A 25,656-nucleotide genomic window follows, 5' to 3' on the forward strand; every position below is an offset into this window, starting at 1 on the left:
CCGGGACCCGGCCACCTTGAGGAACAGGCGCGTGATCACCCTAAGCAGCATGTCCCGCCCCACACAGCCCCCGGCGCGCCGTAGCGGCAGCTCGCGGATCGCTTCGATCGACGTCGAATGGACCGACAAGCTTGTCAAAAACGGCAACCGGCCGTTCTGCTACTCGATCGTCTGGCTCGATCTGCCCACAGACGCCCCCGCCGACCTCACCGCAGCGGGCTTCGAGTGGACCAGCGTCTACGTCGACGACCCCGGCGAGCAGGACGAACTCGTGGCCACCGCCGCAGCCACCCTGCGCACGGCCGCCGAGCACGCCGACCTCATCACCGGCCACCAGCTGTGCAGCGACCTCGCTGTCCTTGCCAACAAGGCCCCCCGCTCCCACCCTGCCCTCGACCAGGCCCGTGCGCAGTGGAAGCAGCGCAACCAGCCCGCGCCGGGGCCCGCTGTCCGTTACCTCGACACCCGCTACGACGCCGGACACCTCCTCGATGGCCACTCACGGCGCCTCGTGGACGTGTGCACCGAACTCGGACTTGATGTCACTCAGCCTGAACTGCTAAGCACCTCCATGCCGGCCTGGCACCGCAAGTGGATCGGCGAGCGCGCCACCGAAGGTCGTGAACGCATCAGCGTCCTGAACCTGCGCCACTCCCTGTCCACTGCTTACGTCGCCGCCCTCGCTGCCGGCCTCACGCCCCGCGGACAGCAGGTGAACGTCAACAAGATCCTCGCCACCGGCGCCAAGGGCGCCTGGGGCTGGCTCGAACACCCCACCTTCACCCAACTCCTGGAGGCACCGTGCCCATCCACGGCACTGCAGTCATCGGCTTCGAAGGCAGCCAAGCCGCGGGCAAAACGACGCTAATACACGCCTTGACCAGCCACTTCCGGGAGCAGGGCATCCATGTCGCCTGCACCGGTGAGCCAGCCCGTACCAGCCCCTTCATGGAACAGATCGTGCTGCACGGAAAAGGCTCCTTCGACCTGGTCGCCGAAGTCGACCTGTTCGCCCAGCAGCTCAGCGTCCCGCTGCGCGCCGCCCGCCACCACCAGCTCCTCCTTGCCGACAAGAGCCCCGCCAACGTCCTCGCTCTGTCCCGCCTCCTACTCGACCAGGCCGACCCGCAGACCGCGCCGGTCCTCGCCGCGATGGAAGCCTTCTGCCGAGCCTGGATGCCGCACACGTACGACGTGATCGTGTACTGCCGCGACCGCTTCAACCAGAAGGCCGGCGGCGACCGAATGCGGGAGAAAGTCCTCCACATCCAGGACGAAGCCGACCCGTACATCGCACAGGCCTGCCAGGACTCCGGTGTGCCAATCCTCGGCCTCCCCACCGGGATGACGACCGCCGAGCGTGTCCAATGGACAACAAAGCGGGTTAGCGAAATGGGACTCCTCGCGGCGCCCTGAGCCGCCGCGGCTACAGTCCCCGACGACGCCCACCCGTTGGAGGACTCCCTTGCCCGCCACCCCCATCAACGACGTTATGGTCATCCTGGAGCGCCGCAACGGCCAGACGCTGGAAATCTGTCTCGCCGAACGGTCCAACACCGGCTACGCCGACGGCCAACTCAACCTCCCCTCCGGGAAGGTCGAAGCAGGCGAAGACATCTACGACGCGATCATCCGCGAGACCAAAGAGGAGACAGACGTCGTCATCGACCGGGCAGCCCTGCGCCTGGTCCACGCGATGTACTTCCGCAACCCCGAGGGCGAGACCAGGGTGGGCTGGTTCTTCGCGACCTGCGAGTACACCGGCGAACCGGTGAACAACGAGCCGGCCAAGTGCGCGGGCCTCAGCTGGCACCGTCCGGACCAGCTCCCCGACAACACCGTCCGCTACAACGGTCTCGGGATCGCCCACTACCTCAAGGGTGAACCTCTCTCCGCGCACTGGTACGACAGCGGCACCGTTTAAGTCCCGTGAACCTGCCGGTTGGCGAGTCGACGCGCCCTCGGCGGGGGCCGTTTCGCAGCGGGACTACCTCCGCTGATGCCGGCACCGCAACCTGGGCAGCGGCGGCGACAACGAACCGGGCGGCTCCGACAGCAGGGGCTCCGACGGCGGAGACGGCCATGGAGACGGCGGCGGAGAAGTCGGCGAGGACTAGGCGATCGCGTGGACCCAGACCATCCGATCGCGCACGTCGCAGCGGAAGCCGGAGTACCTGCACCGCCCGGCCAAGCGGTACGCCCTATCAGCCGGGCTGCTCGATCCGGATACCCCCACTCCCGGATGGCAGCCGTCAGGCCGTAAATGCGCCTGCGCGATGGGATTTGGCCGAGCCAACCTCGACCTCCTCTGTAGACGAGTACTTCACAGTCCGGGATCTCGTCGATGCCACCCTTGGGGACCGCCAGATGCGCAATGTGCATTCGTGGCGCGCCCAGTTGCCCAGTCCCGGGCCTCGCTTCGCCAGCGACGAGCAGATTGTGGCTCGGATCGCATGGTCCGAACGCGAGCATGCGTATTCCAGGACGCTCTCTCTGGCTGATGCTGACAGGCCATCAGCGCTTCGGTCTGGCGATCTCCGCTCGCCTCGGCGCGGCAGCCAAACGCGCTGCGGATCGGATTCTGCAGCGTGGATGTAGGACTGCGTGCCGAGCGTCCAGTTGGGCTTCACGAGCCTCGCTCGTAAGCAGGTTCGCGTCATCGGCGCAACCGAGGTCACGTCTAGGCCGGCTCCTCTGGCGCAACGTCTAGCGGGTCTTTCGGAGACTCACTGACGACTTGCGCATGCCACTCGGGCGGGACCGCGACAGCGGCCGGTTTACTCCGGTACGTCACTGCTACGTGCTCTCCCGCGTAGGCGCGGTTGAGAAGGTCGGATAGCTCGCGGACCGCGACCTGCGCGGTGATCGTGTCCGTCACCTTTCCTCCGGCCTGAGCGTGCCATCCGGCCGGCACCAGTACGGCGGCCGCGTGCCCGTGCCGGGTGACCACGTGATGGGCGCCCTTCAGGCGTACCCGGGTCAGGACTGGGCTCCATCCCGACCGGGTGTCGTCGGCGCTGCTGCTGGTCGTCTCCATGAGCCGGAAGTGTACGGACCTCCCGGACTTCACGAACAACTCGCCACTTCCCAAACTTCCATAACTTCCCGAACTTCAAGGTGTGCGGTACGGTCTTCCACGTCGGAGGGAAAGCCCCGGCCGCGCCACCTCCGCCTCGAACAGGCCGAATTCGCCATGCCCTCGAACCCATCAGGGCGGCCCACAGCACCGCCGCACGACGCGAGGAGGCGTACCCCTCCGCTCATCCGCCCCGCCCGGCGTCTTCAGCGCCGGCCGCGGGCGAGCCCGATCAACCTCACGAACCGAGGAGCTCCACCGATGAACAGCACCAGCAAGCGCGTCACCCTCACGGCCGCCGCAGCCGCCGGAATGCTCGGACTGCTCTCCGCCACCGCGCAGGCCGAGACCACCGACCCCGGCAAGCCGGTCCGCACCTATACCGAGGAGCGCACCAACCCGGTCACCGGCGAGAAGGAGACGGCGACGATCACGGAGTACCCGGACGTCATCAAGCGCGGCGACGGGGGCACCTCGGACAAGCCGACCCGCAGCTACACGACCGACACCAACCCGATCACCGGCCAGCGGGAGAAGACGACGGTCACGGAGTACCCGGGCACCGCCAAGCGGCCGAGTGTCCCCTCCGGCACCGCGGCGCCCGCTTCGGGTACCGGCGGGCTCTTCCTCCGCGACGCCGACGGCTCCGTCAAGGGCCTCATGGGCGAGGGCGACCGCGCACGGATCATCGCCTGCCACCCCAGCAACCCGAACCTGGTCAAGGTCGAGCAGACCACCAGTGGACACAACGGCTGGGGCGCGTACATCGGCTACGTGACGATCGCGGCGACCGCGGACCCGAGCCGTATCGCCTGCGGCTGATCCCTCACGCCCAACCTCGTACCCGGCCCCATGATCCCCCATCTCACGGACTGCAAAGAGGAGAGACCCGTGCCCGCTGGCATTGAACGCCTGGCCGAACTGGCCGAGCGCCGCACCAACCTCATCCGTCAACTCCTGGCCTCGACAGAGAACTTGCCGGTGTTAAATCTCGGGCCAGGTCACGTGGACACCGATTTCGCCAGCACTCTCCTGACCCTTGTGGCCGAGGACGTCGCTGCACTCGAAGGAGTCCTGCTCGGCGGCCTCGCCGACCCTGAGCACCGTCACAGTCGCTGACCACCGATCGCCGGATCTCATCCGCCGACAGCTACGCGGGTAACGGGCGCGCTCCTCGACAAGGGGCGCCTTCACCCGCGCCCCCCAGTCCCGTGCACAAGCCCGACCCGGGCCCGCCATCCGGGCCTTCACCGCCGAACGGCCCTGACCCGGTGTCTTCAGCACCTGGCCAGGGCCTCGCCGACCGAGCCACAGACCACGAACCGGTAGGAGCCCATCAGCATGGCCAACCGTACCCGCGCCCGCGACTTCGAACGCCGCCTCCCACGCATCAACGCCACCGCGCAGCGTGCCGAAACCGCCCGCTCCGCTGCCACCCGCCTCAGCCAGGAGCACGTGAGCACCTCCGACTCCCCCGTCACCTCCCTGACCGGGGCAGCCTGATGAACTACGGTCGCAGCAAGGACGACAGCTCCACCAGCTCCACGCAGGGCACTTCCTCCTCGCCGAGCGGCTTCACCGCCGAGCAGAGGGCCAGTCAGCAGGCACTCCATGACCGACTGACCTGCAGCCGCCTGGAAGACCGCGACAAGGACACACCTCCCGGCAGTTTCTGACCGCCGACAGCCCACCGAGGAACCCTCGTTGAACGCGTAGCCCGCCGTCCCGGACCCCGCCTGGGGCGGCGCTCTGCCTTCAAGCCCCGTGCGCCGTCCGGGCGTTCAGTCGCCGGTCGACTTCTGGGCGTGCCTACGGCCTGCTGGCCCGTTTGAACCGGGAGACCTCCACAGCCCACTGCGCCACCGCTTCAAGATCTCCCCGCGGCCGCGGCCGGCCGACAGCAGCCGCTATCCGGGGGTAGGCCGGATGCATGTCGTGATCGGCCCCCGTAACCAGCGCGGACAGCAGGGGCGCAGCCCCCTCTCGGCTCCGGTCGACCTGGATGAGCACACCAGTTTGCTGGCTCCGGTCGAGGGTGGGCAGACCGGGCGGGAGTTGGGCGCGAATCTCCCGCCAGGTGAGCGTTGTTCCGGTCGCTGCTGCCTTCTGCAGGATGGTCTTGACCGCGGTGGCCAGCGGGTCGAGCTTCACGCGCGCGGGGCTCTCCCGTTTCCCGGCTGCCGGGGGCTTCGTGCGGGCACGGGGCTTAACCGCCGCGGTGCGCGCCGACCGCCGCTGTCGCGCCTTGCGACCCCAGCGGGCAACCCGGTCCCGCTCGCGACCCCTGAGTTTGGGGCCTGCGATGTTCGCCACCCGCGTCAGCTCCTCCACCAGCTGCGCCAGCTCATCGCAGTCCAGCAGGTCGCTCTCGCGATCGAGCCGCTCCAGCAGGGCACGGGCTCTTGCTGCCGACTCCTTTGCCCGGTTCGGCTTCCTGCTTTTGGAGGGCTCCGGCCTCTTCGGGGCTGGCGGAACCGGCTTGTAGTGCAGCTGCCTTCGTAAGGCCGCCTGGGCCGGGGACTGATCGGCATAGTCGTGCTCGCGCAGATAGGCACGCGCCGCGGCCAGGATGCGGTGCTCCTCGGCGCTGGCCCCACGCCGGGTCAGTGAAGCGGCCTGCTGAATCCCGGAGCGGACATCCCACGCCCGCCGTTCACGGACCGCAGTGTCCAAGTCCTTGAAGACGTGGCGCTGGTACTCCTCGTGGGTGGCTAGCCACTCCTTTGCTTCCTCCAGAGCCCTCTCGGCCTCGGCGCGCGCCGTGGGCGTCAGGTTGTCCAGGAAGGAGCTGCTGCCGTTGCAGAGCCTGCGCACGTGGTCCACCGTCCCCGTTCGCTGCGCCGCCTCCAGGCCGCGGACGAACGTGACCACACTCTCCGGCAGAGCACCTCGGCCGGAAGTCGGCCCGGGTACGGCCGGCCGGCCCCCAGCGGCGGAACGCTCCCGCAGGATGCGCGAGGCGGCAGGCGTGAGCAGGCCCTCGTCCGTCCACCCGCACTCGCTGAACGGGACCCACTCGGTGGGGTGAGCCAGGCTCTGGGTCCCGATCCAGACCCGGCGGGATGCGCCGTCGCTGTCGCACCGCACCCGGTAGACGTACGGGCAGCCGGCCAGCCTGCCCGGGTCCGGCACCACGCCGGGCCCGAGAACCACCGTCCGCAACGTGTCATCCCAGTCGGGCCGCACGGAGCCGTCCATATGGATACGCAAGGAGGTGCCGTCCTCCAGGTCCACATCGACCAGGGAACCGATCGGCGGAGGGAAGACGAAGCGCGCGCCGCGGCCGTGATCCAGCAGCGACCGTGACATCGCCGACTTCACGTACAGGTGGTCCGCGCTGGATTCGCCCACGGCCGGTCGGCGGCAGGTATTCGACATGCCGTCCGGTTGAGGGAAGTGCTGGAAGTGACACTGCCGATCGACGTAAAGCTTGGAAGCGAGCTGGGCGCCGCAGCCGCCCAACAGCACGCCGCACCAGAAGGTGTCCTGTTCGTGGGCGTGGCGGAAGGCGTCGAGCTCGATCGCCTCGGGTGGCAGGACGACAGGGACATCGGAGTGCTCATCGCCGATGACCGCCGTCTGCACCAGTCGCGTGTCCCGAACCACGTCGCCCCCACTCTTCTCTGCAACAAACGATAGGTCGCTGGATTCATACGCGCGGGTCCGATGCTCACCCTTAGCTGGAAGAAGCGGGCACGGCGCCGACGAAGATGTAGTCGCGGTGCAGGTGGCGCACATCGGCCCGGCCATCCTGACCGGCTGCGAGTCCACCGTCCACCATGGGCCGGCCACGCCAGGGTGCGGACAGCCGTCGAGGAGCGGGGCCGCCAGGAGACGCGGGCGGGTGCCGCGTCCCGAAGCAGCCCGACCTGTTCTTCGTGGACGCGGCCGCCCGGGGTGAGGCAGCCGCCGTGCCGGGGGACTCGATGACGCACGTCCACCACGAAGTCCCGAAGCGCGCGAAGAAGAACGCCCTCGCGGCCAGACGCTGGATCCGGGCCATAGCGAACCTCCAGATTCGAAACGTCGGGACGTCTGGGTGTCCTGGTGGGTCCTACCCCTGCAGCCTCTGTCCACAGCCCCGCGCTCGTACGGTCCGGGTCTCAATCATGGAACGGAAGGGCCCGACATGTCCGCAATAGCTTGGCTTCGACTGTCCGACGACCGGCTAGTTCGAGCCGATCGTGTGGTCTCCGTCGACCTGTGGGGGCCGGTCGCCGGCAACACCGGGCAGATCGAGGCCACGAAGGCGGTCGCCGGACATCCGGCACGGATCGTGGCGCAACTCGCCGGCCCCGGCACGCCCTGGGTCCACGTCGCGACCTGCGCTGCCGTGCGCGGAGGCGAGTTGATCACCGGGCTGCTCAACGCGCTCGCCTCGGCCGCCGCGCGGCCCTCGGGCATCGCGTTCGTCTACGGGCTGCGCCATGGCGGGGAGCTGTCACGGTGGGCGTACGGGGCGGCAATTCCGCTCACCGACCCCCGCGTTGCGCCGTTTCACGAGGTGCGCGATCCCGCCCCGGGGCGATGGCTGATGCGTCCGCTGCGGGGTGAAGCGTAGGAGGGGTTCCTGAGCCCCGTGGCGGCGGGCGGGCGGCAGCTGCTGGTGGTCAGGAGCGGTCCTCGTGCCTCTCCTGGCTGTCGTCTGCCGCCTGGTGGAAGGGGCGTTCGCACGGCAGGGCCGGCCGCTGTGCGACCCATCCCGATTCGTATGCGGCGGGATCGTGGACGGTCCGCAGGTGTGTGAATCCGAGGCGCTCGTAGTAGCCGTGGAGGCGTGTGTTGGTGGTCCAGGCGTCGAGGCGCAGCCACTTCGCCCCGAGGCGGGTCGCCTGGTCTCCGCACCAGTTGAGAATTCTTGCTCCCAGGTTCTCCCCGCTGCCCGGCCGCGCCAGGGTCAATTTGTGGACGTACAGGGCCGGTTCGTGTCGTTCGTCCTCGGTCCACAGGACGGGTTCGGCCTTCTGGTCGAGGGTGACGGTGGCCACGGGAGCGGACTGCGCTGCCGGGTGGAAGAGGTAGACCTCGCCGGCCGTCACGCTGTCGATGAGGAGTTCGGGCGGGTAGGGCGTGGACCACTGGTCGCTGCCCTGGGTGCGTAGCCAGTTGGCCGCGTCGGTGCGGAACTGGAGGAGCCGGGGAATGTCGGCCGGCACGGCCCGGGCAACGATCACTCTCCGCCTCGCTCGGTAGTGCGGAACCGCTCGTACACGGTGATGTTGCGGTGGGCCGGCAGCGTGAAGAGGGTGACCTGTACGGGCAGGTCGGCGGCGTCGTAGTTGGTGCTGACGATTTTGATGGCGGGCACGGAGTTGCCGGCCCCGAGGCCCAGGCGCAGGTTCTCGCCTTCGGTGGTCGTGTGGGGGTGGATCTCGTCGATGGACCGGACGATCTCGTGTCCGAGTTCAGTCAGGACGCGGTTGGTGCCGCGCTCCACGTTGTCCTGCAGCACCCAGTCGCTTCTCTCGACGATGCGCAGCGCCACGTAGGAGTCGTCGGTGTGGGCCGCGGCCCCGTCCACCATGTTGGTTCTGCGGCGCACGGCTACGTATTCGCCGTCCAGCAGGCCCAGGCGGCTGCGGACGAGTTCGTCTGCCGGCTCGCGCGTGATCTCGTCCATCCGGGCGTCGCCCTTGCGGTGCGCGGCGTCGAGGAGGGACGTGTAGATGTCGATGTTGGGCGCCTGCTCGTGGAACTCCGACTGCGGATAGAAGAGCAGCGGCTTCCAGTCGTGGACCCAGGCGCCCGAACCTTTGCGTGTCCGCACAATGCCCTCGGCCTTGAGTTTCTCCAGCACACGAACCAGCGACTGCCGGCTCAGCCCGTACTCGTCGCCGAGAACCTGGGCTGAGGGAAGCTTGTCCGGAGAGCCGTCGGGCTTGCGGAAGTCTCCGGCTTTGATGCGTTCGCGCAGCAGGATGACGACGTCGTCGACTGTCGTCTTCTCCTGCGGCTTCCGCGGGCGATTGCTACTCATGGCCGCACCTTAGCAACCTGTCGCGACAGGTTAGCAAGAGTCGCTTCGCGATGCACCCCCACCCGCCAAGACGCTGCCGCATCGGCAATGCAATGCCCCGCACCTTCAATTCAACCTGTCTTGACAGGTGTTGACGGGCCGCCAGCTGATCGCTACGGTCGTGACCGGCACCACAACCTGTCTTGACAGGTTGGCGGGTCTACGGCGGTGCATACCTGGTCTAAGCAGCACAAGTTCGGCGCACTGCCAGACCCTGCTCAATACAGGCCCGCTCTTTGAGAACTGCACAGCGGACATAGGACTGAGCGCCCGCCAGCTACCCATCGGCACCGCCGAACAGCAATTGAGCGGGCGCGATTGACAGTCCAGACAACCAAGGCCCGGCACACCATGCGTGTGCCGTGGCCTTGGCCGTCTGGCCAACACAACGGCCCTGACCGGGAGTTACTCCCGGCCAGGGCCGCCCTCGGCCCCTCTGGGGAGTCGCCACTCCCGCCAGGGCCTCACCCGAACACCTCACTCACCGAGGAGTCCGAACTATGTCCCAGATTAGTGATCGCCCCGCTCGCGCCACCGTCCAGTTAGGGGCGATGAGCTCCGCACACTCCAAGGTCATCGCCGCCGCGGTGGACACCGATACGCGTGCCCGCGCCGCCGAGGTCGCGGGGGCGTACCTGTCCAGCCTGACTCTGGCTTCCAAGACGGCGGCCGCGAAGGGGGTCCTCTGATGTCCGTGCCCGTTCCCTTCGAGCCCGTACACCCGAGTCTGATCGAGTTTGCAGGCATGGCTCGCAGCCGCCTCGGCAACCTGAGTCCGGCCGAACGCCGGGTGAAGGCGGCCGAGGCTGCGCGCGACGTGCTGCGCCGCGTGATTAAGCTCGACCTGTCGAACATGACGGAGGTCCAACTCGTCCTGGAGCTCATGGAGATGAGGGGCGTGCTGGCCAGCTGGCTGACCGTCATGGTCCCGGCCGCCGTCCCTCCTTCTCGGCCCGAGCTCGGTGGACTCGCCGACGACGACCTGGTCGCCAGCCTCTTTGACATGATCAGCGACGTGGCGCCGTTGGAGGCCGACGTGGCTGTCCACATCGGGCGCCCGTTGCCCAACCCGCTGATCGACTCGCTGGCCAGGGCAATCAACGCGCCGGGCCTGCACGACGCCGGTGAGTACCTGGAAGCCCGTGGGCACTGCGGGACTTCCACCGTGCACATCACCGCCATGGCCTCCACCGGAGGTACGCGGTGACGCAGACCACGCCCCCGGCCACGCAGCCCCGCGAGAATCAGATCCTGGCCGAGCCCGCCACGGTCGACCGGTGCCAGCAGGACTACGACCGCGGCGCCGCCGACCGAGCGACCGCCTTTAAGCAGATGCGCCGGGCGGAGCGCCTGATGCCTCGTGACCACAACGCTTCCCCCTGACCCTGCTCCGACCGCCGCCGCCAGGGCGCGGACGGCGCCCTCAGGGGCAGCCAGAGCGCGGGCGCGTGTCCCTTTAGTACATCGCGGGGGACGGCAGAACCCCGTTGTCCCCCGCGTCTTCGCCCCTCGGAGCCGCCTCGCACAGGAGAAGTACGGTGACCACCTCCAGCACCAGCACCCCCTCTACGACGTCCTCGCCGGCCTCGGCCGACGAGGAGAGCCGACCGCCGCTCAACAAGGCGCAGCGCGTGATCGTCGGTGTCGTGGTCGGCGGCGCGGTGGTGATCGCCGGGATCGGGTTCGCCGGCTCGTATGCCGCGGTCCGCGACCTTGCGATCCGCAAGGGCTTCGGCACCTTTGCTCACGTGTTCCCGCTCGGAGTCGACTCGGGGATCCTCGTCCTGCTCTCTCTGGATCTGCTGCTGACCTGGCTACGGATGCCGTTTCCCATGCTGCGGCAGACCGCTTGGCTGCTCACCGGCGCAACCATCGCGTTCAACGGTGCCGCGGCCTGGCCCGACCCTCTGGGGGTCGGCATGCACGCGGTGATCCCGGTCTTGTTCGTCGTGACGGTCGAAGCCGCCCGGCACGCGGTCGGGCGGCTGGCGAATATCACCGCCGGCCGTCATATCGAGCCGGTCCGGCTGATCCGGTGGCTGCTCTCGCCGCTTCCCACGTTCAAGCTGTGGCGGCGGATGAAGCTGTGGGAGCTGCGCTCCTACGAGAGGGTCATCACGCTCGAGCAGGAGCGCCTGGTCTACCAAGCCCGCCTGCGGAGCCGGTTCGGTCGCGCCTGGCGCCGCAAGGCCCCGGTCGAGGCCCGGCTGCCGCTGCAACTCGCCCGCTACGGCGTCCCGCTCAGTGCCGGCCGCGACCTGGTGTCGGCCCCTTCGCCGTCGTTGGAGAGGAGCCCGCTGGAGACCCACATCGCCGACGCGCTCGCGATCACCTCCGCCGCGGACGTCCTGCCGGACGTTCCCAGCATGAACGTTTCCGTCCAGGCCGTGAACGCGAGTGCCGGCGCCGATGTGAACTCCGGCGACGGAGAGGCGCCGACGCAGTGGACGGCAACCGTGAACTCGGCGGCCGAGCGTGAACGGGACACCGTGAATCCGGGCGCCGGCCCGAGCGTGAACCCGCCGATTCACACGCCGGCCGATGCCCCCGTGAACGGTTCACGGCACGGCAGTTCACGGCTGCCCGTGAACCAGTCCGCGAGCGGGGCCGATTCACGCATGAAACCGTTCAAGCCCGCCGTGAACGGCATCACCGTGAACCGCGTGAACTCCGTGAATCCGCTGCTCACAGGCACCGTGAACGAGTTCACGCCGATCGTGAAGCCCCGTGAATTCACGCGTGAAGCCGAGACCGTGAATCGACTGGCCTGGAGCGTGAAGCATCCGGGCCAGGTGTGCGTGAACCGCTCGGCCGACCGTGAATCGGGCACCGTGAACGACACGTTGGACACCGTGAACCCGGCACCGGACAAGGCCGTGAACAAGCCCCCCGGCGATCGTGAAGACGAGCGCGTGAACGACGGCGGCGTGAATTCACGCCGCGCCCCTCGCGTGCACGCCGCGAAGGCGCCCGCGCCGACCTCGGTTCACGCCGCCGTTGGTGCCCCAAGCCCGGAGGAGGCGGAGCGGGCCAAGGCTGCGGCCGAGTGGGTCGCCGCGAAGAAGGCGGACCCGAGTTTGACGCAGAAGGCCTTCGTGAAGGGCCTCGGCCGCTCGCAGGGCTGGATGTCCAAGGCGCTCAAGGAGGCGGAGCAGAAGGCCAAGGCCGCGGCCGATGACTGAGCCCGTCAGCGAGGACCTTCCCCGCGTGCCGGACCTGGGTCCGAGGCCCTCGCCCGGCCCCGACAGGTCCCACGCCCGACGCACGGCGGGACCGCTGAGCTGCGAAAGCACCGACCACGACGAGAAGTTCATACGCATGCTGATCCACCTCGCCCTTGCGGGAGAGCGGATCACTGGAGCCTCCGAGGAGGGAGGAATCGTGACCACTGCCGACGAGAAGATCGACCCCTTCCACGTGCCGCTGCCGGATGAGGTGCCGGTGCAGGAACACACCCAGCCGCGCCCCGGGGCACCTGCTTCGGGCGACGGCAAGGCGACGGCAAAGCGTCCGATCGCACCCCCTGCAGCCGGAGCGGTAGATGCCCCTGTAGATGCTGTAGATGCCCAGGTCAGCGCCCCGGAAGGGGTCCCGCCCACCCCTCGGGGGAGCGGAGTGAACAGGACAGCCGCGCAGGGGTCGAGTGCATCGTCCACCGCTCCCGCGGGCAAGCCGGATTGGTGGCGCATCGCCCGGAACGCCCCGAAGCCCGCCGCCTCGCCGAAGGCCGCTCCGCGCGATGCCAAGCCTGCCTGGTGGGACCCCCTCTATCGCGACCAGGACGCGGACCTCGACACCAACTCGGGCCACATCCTCACCGTCCCCGCCGATGGTGGGCCGGTATTGATCCAAGTGCAGAAGAGCAACGAGCCTGATGCGCCTGGCCCTCATGGCGAGGAAGCCGACGAGGCCGTCGCACGCCCGCGGCTCTTCACCGTCGAGAAGCCGCGGCCGACGCTCCAGTCTCGGCCGCAGTATGCAACCCGGTGGCGGCCCAGCAGATTCTGGCGCGTCATCACCTTCAACGGCACCGCTGCGGCGGCCGGATCCGTCCTCGGCCTGAACGCATACCTGTCGCAGTTTCCGCCTGCCGCCATGACCGCTGCCGGCGGCCTGCTCGGGGCGGGCATGGCCCTCGCCGGGGCATTCGCCGCGTGGAAGGCCGCGGGCAGTGAACTGCTCGCTCCGTTCGTGCCGTTCGGTGTATGGGGCCGCCTTGGCGTGGTGTTCATCGCCGCCGAGGTTGGCCGCCGCCTCGGTCAGACGCTCCTGCCGTACACCTCCGACACGATGGCGCGCTCCGTCGGGCTGAACCAGACCGACGTTTCCCTGCTCGTCGTCGGTCTCACCATGTGCGGCGCCTCGGGCTGGCTGGTGTGGCGCACGCGCCACGGCGGATTGCTCAAGCGCTGGCTGTCACGCATTCCGCTGGCCACTTCCCTGCTCGTCTGCGCGCTGTACTACAACGGCCCCGTCATCTGAAAGGCACTCCACCCGTGACCCCCATGAACACCGTGCTCGCCGCGGCCGCGCCTGACTCCGGCGCCAGCTTCACCCAGGGCCTGGGAGCGGTCGGGCTCTCGTCCCTCGCGTGCGCCGGTTTCTTCCTCTTGATCATCGCCATCCGCAACAAGTCGAAGATCACCAGGAAGTACTTCGACGACCGCCGTCAGCTCGCCGGGCTCGCAGCGGTGACTGGTGTGCTGTTTATGATCGCCGGGGGGACCTGGAGGAGTCTGGCCGAGGGAGTCCACAGCACCGCGGCCTCGACCCTCACCGATCCGAACTTCGCCTCCGGAGCCTCGCCGGCGGGCATCGCCTTGATCCTTTTCATCCTGTCCTTCCTGCCGGAATGGCAGCGTCGTCTTCCCCCCGCGTTCTTCGGCCTGAGCCTTGGCGTCGCGTGCGGCGTCGCTGGCGCGTTCTGGGGGATCCTCTTCAAGGTGACCGGCACGTTCCTTGAGAAGCTCGCATGAAGGAGTTGCTCAGGGAGATCAGCATCCCGTTCCAGGACGGCAGGCAGGCACCGCGGCTGTTGCTGCTCCCACTGCTGACCGGGTCACGCCTCATCGCATCGTTCCTGCTGCGCAGGGTGGGCCGAGTCGTCAAGCTCGGCTGGACGGCGGCCATGAATCTCGACGCCCCGCCGGCGAAGACCGCCCCGGCCGAACAGAAGCAGGGTGACGAGTCCGCCGGTGATGGCTCCGCGGGCACGCCGGGGCCGAGCACCGTCAAGGTCTCCAAGAAGGCGGCGCGGGTTGCCACCGACGATGCGATCGAGCGGGTCGGCCTGGGCTGCCTGATCATCCTGTTCGCCGGCGTCGTCGTGGCGGGGCTCATCTGGCTGTTCATGTGGCTCGCCTGGCCGTACATCGCCCCGTACGTGCCGATGGGCGGCGCCGTCCTCGGGGTGGTGTGGGTAATCGCCGCATGGATGATCGCTCCCCCACTGCAGGAGACCACCACCCAAAACGATCATGAAAAATCTACGGGGGAGCACACCCAGGAATCCGACCAGGACCTCGCCCGCCGGCTCGTCCGGTTCATCGTGGCTGCCGTCCTGGACGCTGCACCCAAACACATGGGCGTTCACATCGCCGAGCTCCTCGAGCGGCTTCAGACTGAGGCCAAGGGCTTCGGCGACTGGGATCAGGCCCAGCTCCGGGAGTGGTGCACTGCAGCCGGGATCCCCGTCAGCAAGAACGTCCGTGCCAAAGGGAAGGGGCCCACCTGGGGAGTCCGGGCCGACGAGCTGCAGGCGGCGTTCGGCACCTCTCTGGAGGAGGCCCTGAAGGCCCTCACCCGACCCGTCCTCCCAACCCCGTCCGAGGGGCCCCCGGCCACCCCCGTCCAGGCCGAAGAAGGGGGCCCCGCAGCACCCCTCACCGCACCCCCCGCCGAGGCCCCCGTGCCGGCCGGGCTCATCACCCCCGTCCAGCCCCACCTCCAGGCTGTACCCGACCCCTCCCCTGGAGCCGTCGCCTGATCCGCCCCTGTGGGGGCGTAGATGCCATCTACACCCCCATCTACCAGGGCATCTACCGCTCATCTCACCGCCGTCGACGGGCCGTCGACACCTCTGTCTACGCCCGTCGACATCGTGTTCGGGGGCCGACCCTCCGGCGCTTTCGCCGCCGAAGGCGAGAAAAAGGCCCTGTCCGTCCGCGGGAGTTGTCTTCGCCTCTACGATCCGGATGACCACCGTTCGGATCAGGAGGCGGCCGTGCCGTTCACGTACAACTGCCCGCGCTGCGGCACGGCGTCCCGGCCCTACTCCTTTCGCGCAGGCGCAGAAGGCCACGGTGTGCGTCACCGACGCCGACGTCACGACGGTGACTACCCCGTGGGGGAATGCATCCAGCGCATCGCCTGGATCAGCCCGTTCGCCCGCGCTGCTGCCTGGCGGCCGTCCATGGGCGACGCCGTCGCCGCGGCAGTCGTCGGCCTGCTCGTCCTCTGGAGTGTCTGGCGCGCGTTCACGAACTGACCCCAGAGCGCCACTTCACGCAAGATGTGTCGCTCTGGGGTCAGTTCGTTTTGCGGTCTGGGACCCTCGTCCGCCCGCTACGCGGAATTGGGCGCCGGGTGCGTTGCCGGGTTGGGTCTCAGACGTCAGGGCTCGCCGTCTTCTTCGCCGACGGCACTGGTGGTCAATCGGGTGGCGGCCTCGCCCCGCTCAGGGCGCCAGCGGGAGGTTGCCCCGCACGGCCCCCGGTAGCGGGTAGGCGCCGGCACGAGCCTTGATGATCTCGTGGGCAATCTCCCGATCGGCCTCGGGATCAGCCTTCGCGACGAGCGCGCCGCAGCCGCCGCCGACGAGGCGATACGGCAGGGGCGTAATGATCTCGATTCCCTCGCAAAGCTGCCCGCGCAAGCGTTTCGGTTCCCCTCGCGGTGATGTGGCGGCGGGTCGGGCGGTGTCCGCGGCGCTGCATGGGCCGCTGGCCTCGCAGTTTCTTGTATCAGCCGGTCCGACAGCAGCGTGGTGCGGTTCAGTTCTTGGTCAGCGCGGGGCGGGTGTTCATCTCCAGGGCGGCCATGGCTTCCTTGGGGACGGGGATGACGCTCTCGATCAGGGTCAGTGCGCGGCGCAGGGCGATCTGGCGCTGGGGGGCGTAGCCGCGCTCGTCGAGGGCGACAGCCAGGGCGGCTTGGGCCTGTTCGATGTTGCGGCGTTCGGCGGGCGGGAGGTATCGGGCGCCGGTCGTTCGGGCGTGGTGGTCGGCGCTCTTGAAGGCAGCTTCGAGGGCGGTGACGGTCTTGCGGTAGGTGTCGAGGGTTTCGGGGGCGGTGGAGATGCGGGCATCGCGCGCGGCGTCGAGGGCGTCGATGAGGCGGGCGGTCTGGGTGACGTTCACGTCGGCAAGGGCCAGTCGGTGGAGGTTGTCCAGGAGGTTCATTTCGAAGTCGCCGTATGCCTCCCGCACCGCGTCGTGCCGGGTCTCCAACTCGGCTCGCCTCTGGGAGAGTTCGCCGTCATGCCGCGACTGCGCTTGCGTACGCTCGCGTCGGCGGCGCAGCACTGCGGCGAGAGCGCTGGCGATGAGCAGGAGCGCGATGAGTGCCGCGATGGTGCCGGCGACGATCGCGATCGTCCCCCACGACGTGCTGTCAGTGTGCCCCGTTTCGTCCGGCGTGGTCGTGCCGTGGTCCACAGGGGCGGGGTCGGCGTCGAAGTTCTTGGCGACGGTTGCCCGCAGCCTGGCCGCCAGCTCCATGGGGAGGCTCGGGTTGAACACCAGGGTCAGCAGTGTCATGGCCCCGATCAGGGCCGTGCACATACGGGGCCAGTCCTTGGCTATCCAGAACCGGAGCATCTGGACACCTAGGAGTAGGCACGCGATGTTGCCGACGAGGGTGAGTATCCAGGTTGCGGTCGTGGACGTGGCTGCCATGGGCCGGGCCTTTCACGGGATGCCTGCCGCAGGGCGAGCGCGTGATGCGGGCCCACGGCGTCCTGGTAAAGAGCAGGACACGATCACGGTGTGCAAGGGCGCCTGTGGACAGAGCCCGGGGCCGACGCCCTCCCCTGTGGACCGCGGCCGCCGCATGGCCGTGGCGTCGCGGGCTGGATCAGATGCGGTCGCCGATCTTGATTTTGCGCCACGTCGTCTCGGTGACTTCCTTCCAGTTGGAGCGCTTGCCCTTGACGATCTGAACCTTCCAGACCTCCGGGTGCGTGTTCACCCCGGTCTGCACGCGCCCGAGGTACTGGCGGTCGCAGACCCGGCGGGAGCTGGACTTGCCCCCGCTCGTGCTGCCGTTGGATCCGCTCGAGTTGCCCTTGTCCAGCTTGTTCGGAGTGCCGGGCTTCACCTTCGAGCCGCCCCCTCCGCCCCCGCTGGTGGTCGAGCGTCCGCCGGTTGAGGGCCGGCTTATGCCAGTGAGGGCCAGCGCGTTGGTGGTGACGTCGCGGCAGTTCGTCTCGCGGTAGCGGTCTTCGTAGACCGGTGTGGAGGGCCGCGCCTCGTTGTGGTCCTTCTTCTTCACGGTGCCGTGCTCCAGCGGCGGGGGCTTGGGCGTGCTGGAGGTGCAGGCCGTCAGCAGGATTACGGCGGAGACAGCGGTGGCGGTGATCGCGACCGGGCGAGTGGCGGGGAACATCGGGTCGGGGCTCACTTTCTGCTGCGGGGAGAGGAGTTGGTGGGCGCGGGCGGCGAGACGACTGTCCGCCAGGTGGCCTGTGGACAGCGCCCCAGCCGAGGGCGTAGGTCGCTGGTGCCGTCCATGAACGTCTCGGCGTACGCAGTCGGGGCCGGCGTTCAGTTGCTGGTGTCAGTGGAACGGCAGCGCAGGGGCGGGCTCGAGTGGTTCCCCATGTGCCCGATGTGTGCCGCGGCGATACCTTCCACTGCCTTGAGCAGGGAGTCAGGGGTGCGGGAGGTGCTGACGGGGGAGGCCGAGCCAGGTAAGCCTGTTCCCGCACCGGGTACTGCCGTCCAGCGCGGTCGGGGTCTCGGACACGGCGGAGGTATAGAGCTGGGTGCCACAGTGTCCGCATGCGCTGTGCAGGTGCGGGAGCTCGGCGTCCTCGCCTCCGCCCAGGTGTTCCAGGTAGGCCATCACATAGGCCAGGTCCTGGGGGGCCTGGGCGATGAATTCGGCGGAGGCCCGGGAGACGGCCAGATCTGCGGTGGGGTCTTCGCTGTCGCCGGGTTCGTGGTTAACCGAGACTTCGGCTACCCGCAGGCCTTCGGCGTCCATGATGTGGAAGTCGGTGTGCGTGGCGGCGGGGTCGTCGTCCGCGACGAGTGCGCCATGGCGGTCCCATGCGTACGGGTCGATGTACCAGGGGTTGCGGGCGGCGGCGGTGAGACGGTCGCGGATCTCGGCCATCCGCGGCATGTTCTGGATTTCGGGGGGAAGGGCGACGGCCTGGGCCAGGTCGAGCCGGTAGGCGATCGTTCCGTCAGGGGCGGTGTCGCTCTGGCACAGGGGCATCCAGATGTCGCGGTTGTAGTCGTTCAATTGGTGAGCCCAGCCGTTCACATCGCCCGCGCCGTAGCCTGCGGCGGGAATCGAGAGGCGGCGTGCCTCGCCGGTGGTGGTCCAGTACGTGCCGTCGGCTTCGACCGTACCGAGAGGGAGGAGGATCAGGCGCAGGTGGGCGGCATCGAATGGTGCGTCCGGGTCGGGGTGGTGGTCGGTGAGGATGTCGCGGACGGCTGCAGCGATGTGCGCACACGCGATGCGGGCCAGGCGCTCCTCGGCGCGCTTGATGCGTTCGTGGGCCTCGTCGAGGGCAACGGTCAGGCTGCTGTCGTCGACGGTGTATGGGGTGGTCACGGGACTCCCTCTTGCTGGGTATCGGGTTTCGGGAGCCAGGGCTGCGGCGCTGTCCCGCAGCCCGGCGGATGCGCTCAGGTCAGGAAGTGGAAGACGATGCCGAGCGAGCTGTCGCCCTGGATCGGCTCGCCGAGAAGCGGCAGCCCGTAGGCGTAGCCCACGTTGTGCTCGGCGCGGTGACTCCGTTCAAGGCCAGCGGGCGGAGGGCGACCCGCTCGTCAGGTGACTGGCCGGTCGGTGCGCGGGTGTTCAGTGATGGAGAGTGTGAATCTCCTGGATCACCGAGGGGCCGTCGCTGCCGCGGACGATGCGGTGGACCAGAAGGTCACCGCGGTGGAGGGCGAGGTGGCGGGCCTTGTCCTCGATGGCGGCGAGTTTGCTGCCGGAGGGGCGGAGGGCTCCGCAAGTGCACTGGAAGCCGAACCCATTGCGGCCGCCGAGGGCGGCACAGTCCGGGTTGAGCGGCCGTCCCTGGTGGTGGCGGTGCTCCGCCTCTCCACTGAGGGGGCATGGCGAGTGGTCCGTAGTGTGCAGGCCCACGACGTCGGCTGTGAAGACGTGGTCGTTGGTGCTGTGCGCGTCCTTGGTGTTCGCGGCGTGCGTGGCCACCGTTGCCCCTTGTCGTAGTTGGGTACCGCCGAGCGGTGCTTTCGGTGTCGAACCATCAACCCGTTGACGCTATTAACTTTACCAACAATGGATTTATGTGTCAATCTAATAGGGTCATTGCGATGAGTGGGCCGCACCGCAACAGCCCACGCATCACCGGAAGTTCGACAGCCTGGAGGCCCATTGACCCGCCCGCTCGGCCATCATCAGCTCACCGCTCTCAGCGCACTCGCCCGCCTCAACAGCGGCACCTGGAGCCCCGACTGCGCCTGGCGGCTGCACTCCGTCGCGTACACGGCCCGCGTGCTGAACACGCTCGTGGAGCGGGAGTATGCGACCCGGTCGAGCGCGACCGGCCGCTACGCGATCACCGAGCAGGGCCTGAACAAGCTGGGCTGGTTCACCTGCGGGAACTGCACCCGGCTGACCCGCTCCCCGGTCTTCGAGCAGCCCTGCACCTCCGAGCGGCAGGTGCGGTGCTCCTGGTGCGTCGCCCCCGAGCAGGCTCCGCCCGCCAGGGAATCCGGCCTCGGCGGAACTCGGGTTCCCGTCACGCCGGTCCGCAAGGTGACGGCCTGATGGCCGCCGCCCCGGCGAGTTCCGCCGTTGCGCACCGCACGAGGAGGTGCTCACCTATGGACTGGATCCGGATCCCGGCCGCGCCGGAGGACTCCTCGCGTACGGAGCGGCGGGTGATGTGGACGGTGTCGGTCTATCGCCGGTCGGGCGACACCGAGGTCCACGAGTACACCAGCCACCGCCTCGACTCCCCCGGTCTGGCTCGGGAGCATGCGCGGCTCGCGCGGGAGCGTCCCTGGGTGTCGCGGGTCGCGCTGACCGAGCATGTCCGTGAGGTGTCCCGGCGCGCGATCGGCGAGGAGGGCCTGCCGGTCCGCAGTCTGCCGCCCCGGCGGGTGCCGGACCGGCCGGGCGGGCGCCTGGTCGCGCATTTCTATGAGATCGAGGGCCTGGAGGGCGCCGGGGAGCTGAGCGCCGACGACGTCCGCTGCCACCTGTACTGGCTGCGCGAGGCGGCAGCCTCAACGCGGCCACCCGAAGGCGCCGGGGCCAAGAACGCGAGCGCCACTCTGTGGGAGGTCGTGGTGGTCGACATCGACCGGCTGACGACGGAAGACGCGCTGCCCCACACCCTGAGTGACCCTTAAAATTTGACATATTGCCAATGTATTCCTTACTTTAAATGGGTCGCCGATGGCGTGATCCGCCCGCCGAGGGACGGCCGCACAGCCGCCGAGCGACGCCAACTGCACTTTCTAGCCTGCTAGTTCCGGGGCCACTCGACCTTTCCGAGCTGGTTGCTAGTCCGGCCGCCCCGGCCCTGCTATCTCTGGAGGAGACCCTGCCCCCGTCTGCCCACGCCCGGCCCGCCGCCCATCCGTACACGCCGATCGCCCGCGCCCAGCGATGGGACATCCGTCTCGCCCGTACGCTCTTGGCCGAGCGCACCGACCTGCCCGACCTGGACACCGGCGAGTCCTCATCGACCGGCTACGGCGTCAGCGCCGACTTCTGGCGCGTCCAGATCATCTGGATACAGAACGGCAGCCTCACCCTGCCGAGGGCCGGCACGGCCGCGCGCCGCAGGTGGGACGCGGCCCTCGACGCCATCGAAGTCGCCCTTGGCTCCGGGGAGTTCACCGCTCTGGCTCGCAACCGATACTGCGTGTCTGCGGCTGCGGTGGTTCCTGACGAGCCGCAGTGCACCGCGCGGCTGAGCCGCGTCGGCCCGCTCGGAGCCTTCCGCAGCGAGGTGACCTTCGACGGGTACGCGGCCCAGACCGCGTCCGGCGCGCTGGTCCTCGCCTCGCACGGCGCCTCTCCGACGTCGACGCTGATCGTCACCGACGCGGCGGGCGCCGAGGTGGGGCGCGGCTGCGACAGCCACCAGCACGCGATCGAGTCGCTGGCCCACCACTACGGCCTACCCATGCCGCTCGCCCTGATCGACGAAGGGCGCCGCCAGTGAACCACCCCTCCTCAACCTCCCGTTCGCGGCCCGCGGCGGCCCGAGCCAGCCAACTCAGCGCGTCCCAGCGCGCGGGTCTTCATGCCGCCGCCGTGCACGGCGAGGGACACATTCCAGCGTGCCTGCCCGCCAACGAGGCCCGTCAGCTCGCCGAGCTGGGCCTCGTCCAGGCGCTCAGCACGGGCCTGGACACCCGGTTCGGTCCGCTGACACGCGCGCCGTCCTACAGGATCACCCGAGCCGGCCGCAGCCGGGCCCAGCGCGCGCCTCGGCCCCAAGTCCTGCTCGTGCCCTGCTCGATGGGCAAGGCCGAGGTGCCTGCCGCCCCGGCAGGCGAGATGTACGTGGGTCCCTACCACGTCGCGGCCCGCAAGGCCGCGGCTGCGGCGGCCGAGGCTGCGGACGGCTCAGCGCAGGTCCTGACGTTGTCCGCGAAGTTCGGGCTGCTGCGCGACGAAGACCCGATCCTGCACTACGACCTGCGCGCGGGCCAGAACGGCACGGTGTCCCCTCACGTGCTGGCCCGCCAGGCCCACTTCCTCGGTGTGAGCGCCGCGCGGGTGACGGTCTTCGCCGGCAGGTCTTACGCGGACCTCGCCGCCGCGATCTGGCCCACGCTGGAACACCCGCTCCGTGGCCTGGGGATCGGCCAGCACCTGGCTTTCTTCGCCGACCTGTACCGGCCCTCCCGCCGCACCGTCCTCCAACGCCCGTAGGTGCCGCCGGGCGGCCGGGCTCTGTCCACAGGCCGCTCCGCGCAACGTGTCCTGATCAACTCCACGGCCCCACGGCCCGACGACAGGAATGCTCATGTTCAAGAAGCTCTTCCCCGGTTCCTCCTCCACCGCCGCCTCCCCGGCCGCTGCGCCGGCCCGTTCGACGATGGAGGGGCTGACCAACAAGGCCGCGCACAGCTTGCGGAAGTTCGGGCTGGCCGGGCAGCGGGCGGCGGTCTATCTCGTCCTGGACCGCTCGGGGTCCATGCGCCCGTACTACAGCGACGGCACCGTCCAGTACCTCGCCGAGCGGATTCTGGGCCTGGCGCGGAACCTGGATTCCGACGGCTCAGTGCCGGTGACGTTCTTCTCCACCGACGTTGACTGCGAGTTCACGGTCAGCGTGGACGACTACGCCGGCCGGATCGAGGACGCCCACCAGCGCCTCGGGCACATGGGCCGCACCAATTACGCGACGGCCATCCGGGCCGTCCTGGAGCAGCACCGCCAGTCCGGGGAGACCCTGCCCGCGCTGATCGTCTTCCAGACCGACGGCAATCCGGACGACCGGGCCGATGTGATCGCCCTCCTGCGCGAGATCGTCGGAGAGGGCGAGGGTGAGGGGATCGAGGCGTTCATCGCCTTCGTCGCCTTCGGCAAGAAGGTCGACTTCCTGCATACCCTCGACGACCTCGGGCTCAAGGACGACCGCGTCTCGCGGTTCCAGGCCGACGAGCCCGAGCACATCACCGACGAGGAGCTCTACGACGGCATCACCCACGAGTTCGTCCCCTGGCTCATCGCCCGCCAGCCGGTCCGGCACTGATCCTCGCCGGGAACGCCGGCCGCCGTCGCGCGGCCGGCCCGCCGGACCCTCCTTCTCAGCGAAGCGCGCGGCCGTCGTCCGCGCCCGATCGATGAACTGGACACACCGATGAGCAACTCGACACTCCACGCGTCCTACAGCAGCGCCTCCCGGGCTGCCGGCGCACTAGCCGCAGCCCTGCAGGTGCTGGTCGCCCGGACCGGTGCGGACCCGGACCTGGCGCGGGCGCTGGCTCGGATCGACACCACAGAGATGAAGGGCGTCCTGGACGCCGCCGCTCTGCAGGCCGCGCTCGCCGAGGCGCAGGCGGAACGCGACATCACCGCGGCGCTCGCCGAGCGATGCCTGCGGCGCGAGGCCACCGGGGCCGCGCTGGGCACCCCGTGCGCGTGCACGCACTCGGCCGCCACCCACGCCCCCCGCCTGACCAAGGGCGGGCGACTGCCCTGCCGGCACACCGGCTGCGGCTGCGACGACCTCACCTTCCGCTGACCTCGCGACCGGACCTAAGACCTCGCTCCCCGCCCCCCGAACGCTTCAGCTCATCCGCTCTTTGGCCCTGGGATTCCGGTCCCGGGGCTTTCGGCGCTCCCGCAGCGTTGCATCGCCGCACCGTCCAGCAGCCGACCCTGAAAACTTGCCGTACCATCGGCCGTAAATTTACTTTTTAGCGACAAGGAGCCGAGATGGCCCGCAAAGACGACCTGCTCAACCTGAGCGAGATTGCGCGGCTGGCCGGCGTGGGCCGGACAGCCGCACAGAAGTGGCACACGTCCCGCAAGACTGGCGGGGAGCCGCCACTGCGCATGGTCGCCCAGGCCATGGAGGTCAGTGTGCCGGAGGCGGACGACGCTGCGCCGCGCTACCCCCGCAAGGTGGTCGTCGCCTTCCTCAAGGCCGTCGGCTACATGAACGCGGACGAGAGCCTCATGTACCGGCGACCGGGGAAGGGCAAGTGGACGCCGGCCAGCCCGACCATCGACCCCCGCCGCGTGAAGCAGCCGGCCCCGGACTCCGACGAGAAGCCACTCAAGGTGGATCCGCAGACCGGAGGCCGCTACCGGTACTACGTGCCGCATGCCTGGCAGGTGGCGGGCTTCGGCTCCGAGAACAGCTTCACCAGCTCCAAGACCCACGGCCGCGCACCCGAACCCGACGGGATCGACGAGCTCGAGCGCCCCTACTGGTTCGCGGAGACCCTGGAAGCGTGGAAGGACGGAGCTGCGGACCGGAAAGCTGAGCGATACGCCAGCCGCACCATCCCGCCGGATGGCTACACACCCGCCGGCGAGCCCTATCGAGTCCTGCCCGGGACCAACTACTACGCCCGGCAGGCTGCCAAGGAAGCCGGACAAGGCAGCGAGGAACAGCCCTCCAGAGAGGAGTAAAAGAGCCCCTGACCTGCCATTTTCTAATGTACCTGTGGTAAAATTAATAGCGTCAGAGGGAGTCGGCTCCGGCCCACGGTGCGCCTTCGCGCCCCGTCCTGGACCCCGACGAGCCGGCCCCTGAATCCACCGAGGTGCTCCCGGAGGGCTCTTGACGGACACCACGACGCACCCACAGGAAACCCCCAGTCCCACCGCACGCCCGCCCCACCCGCAGTTCCCGTTCGGCCCCGCAGTCAAGACCCGGCTCCCGGGACGCATCGCGCTGATGGGGCCCAGCGGATCGGGCAAGACGTACACCGCGCTGGAGATGGCCTCCGCACTCGGCTCCACCACCGCGGTCATCGAGGCGGTCCACGGGCACGCCTCCAAGTACGCCGACCGGTTCAATTTCGACGTCTGCCCGCCCCTGACGTACTGCTCGCCGGAGGCGCTCATCGCGGCCCTGGCCGAATGCGCGGCCCAGGGCTACGCAACGGTGATCGTCGACCCGTACACGCTGTTCTGGTCCGGCCACGGCGGCGTCCTCGAACAGGTCGATGACGCCGCCAAGCGCGGCTCCAGCGGTAACAAGTCCGGCTGGAACGAGGTCCGCCCGCGTCAACGCCGCATGTGGGACGCCCTGTTCGCCTACCCCGGCCACGTCATCGCGACGCTGCGCTCGAAGACCGAGTACCACCTGGAGGCCGACGAGCAGGGTCACCACACGATGCGCCGGTTCGGCGGCAAGCCCGAGCAACGCGACGGCGCCGAGTACGAGTTCAACTTCGTCGGCGCGATGGACGACAACACGCTCGTCGTACTCAAGGCGCTCTCCGCGGACCTGTCCGGCGCGGTCGTCTCCAAGCCCGGGGCCGAGTTCGCCGCCCGCGTACGGGACTGGCTGGAGGACGGCGAGCCGCCCACCCCGCCGGTGCCGGTCACGGAACTGATCGCGCAGGCATGCCATCCCGAGGTGACCCATGCCGCACTCGGCCAGCTGCGGGACACCGTTCGCGCCCGGTTCCTGGAAGACGTCCTGATCACCGACGACGACGGCGTGACCCTCGTCCGCCTGGACGACTACATCACCCGGCGCGGCCGTTCTCTGCAGGCCACCGCTGTGCAGGACGCCCACGTCTCATGACGCCGGCGTGGCGGCCGCACCTGCGGCCGCCACGGCGTCGGCGCCAACCATCGCTGCTCTCCATCCACTTCACCGCTGGAGGTCCCGTGCGCACCACCTGGCTAGGCCGCATACCGACGCGACCCC

34 protein-coding genes are annotated in these 25,656 nt (G+C 69.1%); 24 read left to right on the top strand and 10 right to left on the bottom strand.

Annotation, left to right across the window (positions count from 1 at the left end):
• The first annotated feature begins 49 nt into the window (after positions 1-49).
• From ADK54_RS10080 to ADK54_RS10090, 3 genes are read left to right on the top strand one after another with little or no spacing between them, the layout of a single operon-like run.
• Positions 50-868 (top strand): hypothetical protein, encoded by an 819-nt coding sequence (locus ADK54_RS10080; RefSeq protein WP_053725222.1) that lies wholly within the window; start codon positions 50-52, stop codon positions 866-868.
• 8 nt (positions 869-876) lie between these two features.
• On the top strand, positions 877-1,416 hold the full coding sequence (locus ADK54_RS10085; RefSeq protein WP_234391991.1) for a hypothetical protein: 540 nt from the start codon (positions 877-879) through the stop codon (positions 1,414-1,416).
• 49 nt (positions 1,417-1,465) lie between these two features.
• Positions 1,466-1,924, top strand: a complete 459-nt coding sequence (locus ADK54_RS10090) for an NUDIX hydrolase (protein WP_053725223.1) — start codon at positions 1,466-1,468, stop codon at positions 1,922-1,924.
• Between the two features lie 756 nt (positions 1,925-2,680).
• On the opposite strand, the gene ADK54_RS48230 is transcribed toward ADK54_RS10090, so the two are convergent.
• Positions 2,681-3,037 (bottom strand): type II toxin-antitoxin system Phd/YefM family antitoxin, encoded by a 357-nt coding sequence (locus ADK54_RS48230; RefSeq protein WP_053725270.1) that lies wholly within the window; start codon positions 3,035-3,037, stop codon positions 2,681-2,683.
• 300 nt (positions 3,038-3,337) lie between these two features.
• On the opposite strand from ADK54_RS48230, the gene ADK54_RS10100 reads away from it, so the two are divergent.
• From ADK54_RS10100 to ADK54_RS46695, 4 genes are all read left to right on the top strand, one after another.
• Entirely contained in the window at positions 3,338-3,898 is a 561-nt protein-coding gene (locus ADK54_RS10100) for a hypothetical protein (RefSeq protein WP_053725224.1), read from the top strand.
• Between the two features lie 69 nt (positions 3,899-3,967).
• Positions 3,968-4,195 carry a hypothetical protein gene (locus ADK54_RS43185; protein WP_078966262.1) on the top strand — a complete coding sequence of 76 codons (228 nt, stop codon included), beginning with the start codon at positions 3,968-3,970 and terminating at the stop codon, positions 4,193-4,195.
• A 222-nt stretch (positions 4,196-4,417) separates the two neighbouring features.
• Positions 4,418-4,579 (top strand): hypothetical protein, encoded by a 162-nt coding sequence (locus ADK54_RS45840; RefSeq protein WP_159047708.1) that lies wholly within the window; start codon positions 4,418-4,420, stop codon positions 4,577-4,579.
• Entirely contained in the window at positions 4,579-4,752 is a 174-nt protein-coding gene (locus ADK54_RS46695) for a hypothetical protein (RefSeq protein WP_199826919.1), read from the top strand. Before ADK54_RS45840 ends, ADK54_RS46695 begins: the two co-directional genes overlap by 1 nt.
• Positions 4,753-4,885: 133 nt before the next feature.
• Here the strand turns inward: ADK54_RS46695 and ADK54_RS10105 are convergent, their stop codons facing one another.
• The gene (locus tag ADK54_RS10105; RefSeq protein WP_159047709.1) at positions 4,886-6,661 is read right to left on the bottom strand and encodes a hypothetical protein; all 1,776 of its coding nucleotides are present in this window, start codon (positions 6,659-6,661) and stop codon (positions 4,886-4,888) included.
• Positions 6,662-7,205: 544 nt separating this feature from the next.
• Between ADK54_RS10105 and ADK54_RS10110 the strand changes: the two genes are divergently transcribed.
• Complete coding sequence (locus tag ADK54_RS10110; RefSeq protein WP_159047710.1) at positions 7,206-7,637, top strand: hypothetical protein; 432 nt, start codon at positions 7,206-7,208, stop codon at positions 7,635-7,637.
• A 49-nt stretch (positions 7,638-7,686) separates the two neighbouring features.
• Here the strand turns inward: ADK54_RS10110 and ADK54_RS10115 are convergent, their stop codons facing one another.
• Both ADK54_RS10115 and ADK54_RS10120 read right to left on the bottom strand, forming a co-directional pair.
• Positions 7,687-8,250, bottom strand: a complete 564-nt coding sequence (locus ADK54_RS10115; RefSeq protein WP_053725227.1) for a GNAT family N-acetyltransferase — start codon at positions 8,248-8,250, stop codon at positions 7,687-7,689.
• Positions 8,247-9,053 (bottom strand): GntR family transcriptional regulator, encoded by an 807-nt coding sequence (locus tag ADK54_RS10120; protein ID WP_053725228.1) that lies wholly within the window; start codon positions 9,051-9,053, stop codon positions 8,247-8,249. The genes ADK54_RS10115 and ADK54_RS10120 overlap by 4 nt, the downstream gene beginning before the upstream one ends.
• Positions 9,054-9,643: 590 nt before the next feature.
• Here ADK54_RS10120 and ADK54_RS10125 point away from each other — a divergent pair.
• Genes ADK54_RS10125 through ADK54_RS10135 form a run of 3 tightly spaced genes read left to right on the top strand, consistent with a single transcriptional unit; the run spans position 9,644 to position 10,475 of the window.
• Positions 9,644-9,781 carry a hypothetical protein gene (locus ADK54_RS10125; protein WP_159047711.1) on the top strand — a complete coding sequence of 46 codons (138 nt, stop codon included), beginning with the start codon at positions 9,644-9,646 and terminating at the stop codon, positions 9,779-9,781.
• A gap of 56 nt (positions 9,782-9,837) precedes the next feature.
• The gene (locus ADK54_RS10130; RefSeq protein WP_159047712.1) at positions 9,838-10,299 is read left to right on the top strand and encodes a hypothetical protein; all 462 of its coding nucleotides are present in this window, start codon (positions 9,838-9,840) and stop codon (positions 10,297-10,299) included.
• Positions 10,296-10,475 (top strand): hypothetical protein, encoded by a 180-nt coding sequence (locus ADK54_RS10135; protein WP_053725231.1) that lies wholly within the window; start codon positions 10,296-10,298, stop codon positions 10,473-10,475. Before ADK54_RS10130 ends, ADK54_RS10135 begins: the two co-directional genes overlap by 4 nt.
• 73 nt (positions 10,476-10,548) lie before the next feature.
• Here the strand turns inward: ADK54_RS10135 and ADK54_RS47390 are convergent, their stop codons facing one another.
• Positions 10,549-10,713, bottom strand: a complete 165-nt coding sequence (locus ADK54_RS47390; protein WP_159047713.1) for a hypothetical protein — start codon at positions 10,711-10,713, stop codon at positions 10,549-10,551.
• Between the two features lie 10 nt (positions 10,714-10,723).
• Between ADK54_RS47390 and ADK54_RS47395 the strand changes: the two genes are divergently transcribed.
• From ADK54_RS47395 to ADK54_RS46700, 5 genes are all read left to right on the top strand, one after another.
• Positions 10,724-12,274, top strand: a complete 1,551-nt coding sequence (locus ADK54_RS47395) for a DUF2637 domain-containing protein (RefSeq protein ID WP_234391992.1) — start codon at positions 10,724-10,726, stop codon at positions 12,272-12,274.
• 199 nt (positions 12,275-12,473) lie between these two features.
• On the top strand, positions 12,474-13,574 hold the full coding sequence (locus ADK54_RS10145; RefSeq protein ID WP_159047714.1) for a hypothetical protein: 1,101 nt from the start codon (positions 12,474-12,476) through the stop codon (positions 13,572-13,574).
• 23 nt (positions 13,575-13,597) lie between these two features.
• Positions 13,598-14,068 carry a hypothetical protein gene (locus tag ADK54_RS10150; RefSeq protein WP_053725233.1) on the top strand — a complete coding sequence of 157 codons (471 nt, stop codon included), beginning with the start codon at positions 13,598-13,600 and terminating at the stop codon, positions 14,066-14,068.
• A complete protein-coding gene (locus ADK54_RS10155; RefSeq protein ID WP_053725234.1) occupies positions 14,065-15,078 on the top strand; it encodes a hypothetical protein in 1,014 nt (337 codons plus the stop codon). The genes ADK54_RS10150 and ADK54_RS10155 overlap by 4 nt, the downstream gene beginning before the upstream one ends.
• 357 nt (positions 15,079-15,435) lie before the next feature.
• Positions 15,436-15,579, top strand: coding sequence for a hypothetical protein (locus ADK54_RS46700; protein ID WP_199826920.1), 144 nt, complete (start codon positions 15,436-15,438; stop codon positions 15,577-15,579).
• A 189-nt stretch (positions 15,580-15,768) separates the two neighbouring features.
• Here the strand turns inward: ADK54_RS46700 and ADK54_RS10160 are convergent, their stop codons facing one another.
• The 5 genes from ADK54_RS10160 to ADK54_RS10180 form a co-directional block, all read right to left on the bottom strand.
• Entirely contained in the window at positions 15,769-15,966 is a 198-nt protein-coding gene (locus tag ADK54_RS10160; RefSeq protein ID WP_053725235.1) for a hypothetical protein, read from the bottom strand.
• A 118-nt stretch (positions 15,967-16,084) separates the two neighbouring features.
• Positions 16,085-16,987, bottom strand: a complete 903-nt coding sequence (locus ADK54_RS10165; RefSeq protein WP_159047715.1) for a hypothetical protein — start codon at positions 16,985-16,987, stop codon at positions 16,085-16,087.
• 178 nt (positions 16,988-17,165) lie between these two features.
• The gene (locus ADK54_RS10170; protein WP_053725237.1) at positions 17,166-17,696 is read right to left on the bottom strand and encodes a hypothetical protein; all 531 of its coding nucleotides are present in this window, start codon (positions 17,694-17,696) and stop codon (positions 17,166-17,168) included.
• A gap of 264 nt (positions 17,697-17,960) precedes the next feature.
• The gene (locus ADK54_RS10175) at positions 17,961-18,878 is read right to left on the bottom strand and encodes a hypothetical protein (protein WP_053725238.1); all 918 of its coding nucleotides are present in this window, start codon (positions 18,876-18,878) and stop codon (positions 17,961-17,963) included.
• A 249-nt stretch (positions 18,879-19,127) separates the two neighbouring features.
• The gene (locus ADK54_RS10180; protein ID WP_053725239.1) at positions 19,128-19,487 is read right to left on the bottom strand and encodes a hypothetical protein; all 360 of its coding nucleotides are present in this window, start codon (positions 19,485-19,487) and stop codon (positions 19,128-19,130) included.
• Positions 19,488-19,670: 183 nt separating this feature from the next.
• Between ADK54_RS10180 and ADK54_RS10185 the strand changes: the two genes are divergently transcribed.
• The 8 genes from ADK54_RS10185 to ADK54_RS10220 all read left to right on the top strand — a co-directional run bounded on the left by ADK54_RS10185 (position 19,671) and on the right by ADK54_RS10220 (position 25,530).
• On the top strand, positions 19,671-20,066 hold the full coding sequence (locus ADK54_RS10185) for a hypothetical protein (protein WP_053725240.1): 396 nt from the start codon (positions 19,671-19,673) through the stop codon (positions 20,064-20,066).
• Between the two features lie 56 nt (positions 20,067-20,122).
• Positions 20,123-20,653 carry a hypothetical protein gene (locus ADK54_RS10190; RefSeq protein WP_053725241.1) on the top strand — a complete coding sequence of 177 codons (531 nt, stop codon included), beginning with the start codon at positions 20,123-20,125 and terminating at the stop codon, positions 20,651-20,653.
• A gap of 287 nt (positions 20,654-20,940) precedes the next feature.
• Positions 20,941-21,474, top strand: coding sequence for a hypothetical protein (locus ADK54_RS10195; protein WP_053725242.1), 534 nt, complete (start codon positions 20,941-20,943; stop codon positions 21,472-21,474).
• A gap of 92 nt (positions 21,475-21,566) precedes the next feature.
• Positions 21,567-22,190 (top strand): DUF6884 domain-containing protein, encoded by a 624-nt coding sequence (locus tag ADK54_RS10200; RefSeq protein WP_159047716.1) that lies wholly within the window; start codon positions 21,567-21,569, stop codon positions 22,188-22,190.
• Between the two features lie 94 nt (positions 22,191-22,284).
• Positions 22,285-23,016 carry a VWA domain-containing protein gene (locus ADK54_RS10205; protein ID WP_234391993.1) on the top strand — a complete coding sequence of 244 codons (732 nt, stop codon included), beginning with the start codon at positions 22,285-22,287 and terminating at the stop codon, positions 23,014-23,016.
• 108 nt (positions 23,017-23,124) lie between these two features.
• Complete coding sequence (locus tag ADK54_RS10210) at positions 23,125-23,508, top strand: hypothetical protein (protein WP_053725244.1); 384 nt, start codon at positions 23,125-23,127, stop codon at positions 23,506-23,508.
• Between the two features lie 194 nt (positions 23,509-23,702).
• The gene (locus ADK54_RS10215; protein WP_053725245.1) at positions 23,703-24,404 is read left to right on the top strand and encodes a hypothetical protein; all 702 of its coding nucleotides are present in this window, start codon (positions 23,703-23,705) and stop codon (positions 24,402-24,404) included.
• Positions 24,405-24,555: 151 nt separating this feature from the next.
• Positions 24,556-25,530 carry an AAA family ATPase gene (locus tag ADK54_RS10220; RefSeq protein WP_053725246.1) on the top strand — a complete coding sequence of 325 codons (975 nt, stop codon included), beginning with the start codon at positions 24,556-24,558 and terminating at the stop codon, positions 25,528-25,530.
• The last annotated feature ends 126 nt before the right edge of the window (positions 25,531-25,656 follow it).

Origin of the sequence: Streptomyces sp. WM6378 (genome assembly GCF_001279695.1) — a bacterium.
Classification (GTDB): Bacteria; Actinomycetota; Actinomycetes; order Streptomycetales; family Streptomycetaceae; genus Streptomyces.

Bases quoted from the DNA above. Each gene is read 5' to 3' on its own strand.
- ADK54_RS10150 (WP_053725233.1), top strand. From the start codon at position 13,598: ATGAACACCGTGCTCGCCGCGGCCGCGCCTGACTCCGGCGCCAGCTTC.
- ADK54_RS10205 (WP_234391993.1), top strand. From the start codon at position 22,285: ATGTTCAAGAAGCTCTTCCCCGGTTCCTCCTCCACCGCCGCCTCCCCG.
- ADK54_RS10080 (WP_053725222.1), top strand. From the start codon at position 50: ATGTCCCGCCCCACACAGCCCCCGGCGCGCCGTAGCGGCAGCTCGCGG.
- ADK54_RS10215 (WP_053725245.1), top strand. From the start codon at position 23,703: ATGGCCCGCAAAGACGACCTGCTCAACCTGAGCGAGATTGCGCGGCTG.
- ADK54_RS10155 (WP_053725234.1), top strand. From the start codon at position 14,065: ATGAAGGAGTTGCTCAGGGAGATCAGCATCCCGTTCCAGGACGGCAGG.
- ADK54_RS10130 (WP_159047712.1), top strand. From the start codon at position 9,838: ATGGCTCGCAGCCGCCTCGGCAACCTGAGTCCGGCCGAACGCCGGGTG.
- ADK54_RS10190 (WP_053725241.1), top strand. From the start codon at position 20,123: ATGGACTGGATCCGGATCCCGGCCGCGCCGGAGGACTCCTCGCGTACG.
- ADK54_RS10170 (WP_053725237.1), bottom strand. From the start codon at position 17,696: ATGTTCCCCGCCACTCGCCCGGTCGCGATCACCGCCACCGCTGTCTCC.
- ADK54_RS10210 (WP_053725244.1), top strand. From the start codon at position 23,125: ATGAGCAACTCGACACTCCACGCGTCCTACAGCAGCGCCTCCCGGGCT.
- ADK54_RS46695 (WP_199826919.1), top strand. From the start codon at position 4,579: ATGAACTACGGTCGCAGCAAGGACGACAGCTCCACCAGCTCCACGCAG.
- ADK54_RS45840 (WP_159047708.1), top strand. From the start codon at position 4,418: ATGGCCAACCGTACCCGCGCCCGCGACTTCGAACGCCGCCTCCCACGC.
- ADK54_RS10120 (WP_053725228.1), bottom strand. From the start codon at position 9,053: ATGAGTAGCAATCGCCCGCGGAAGCCGCAGGAGAAGACGACAGTCGAC.
- ADK54_RS10165 (WP_159047715.1), bottom strand. From the start codon at position 16,987: ATGGCAGCCACGTCCACGACCGCAACCTGGATACTCACCCTCGTCGGC.
- ADK54_RS10100 (WP_053725224.1), top strand. From the start codon at position 3,338: ATGAACAGCACCAGCAAGCGCGTCACCCTCACGGCCGCCGCAGCCGCC.
- ADK54_RS10110 (WP_159047710.1), top strand. From the start codon at position 7,206: ATGTCCGCAATAGCTTGGCTTCGACTGTCCGACGACCGGCTAGTTCGA.
- ADK54_RS10125 (WP_159047711.1), top strand. From the start codon at position 9,644: ATGAGCTCCGCACACTCCAAGGTCATCGCCGCCGCGGTGGACACCGAT.
- ADK54_RS48230 (WP_053725270.1), bottom strand. From the start codon at position 3,037: ATGGAGACGACCAGCAGCAGCGCCGACGACACCCGGTCGGGATGGAGC.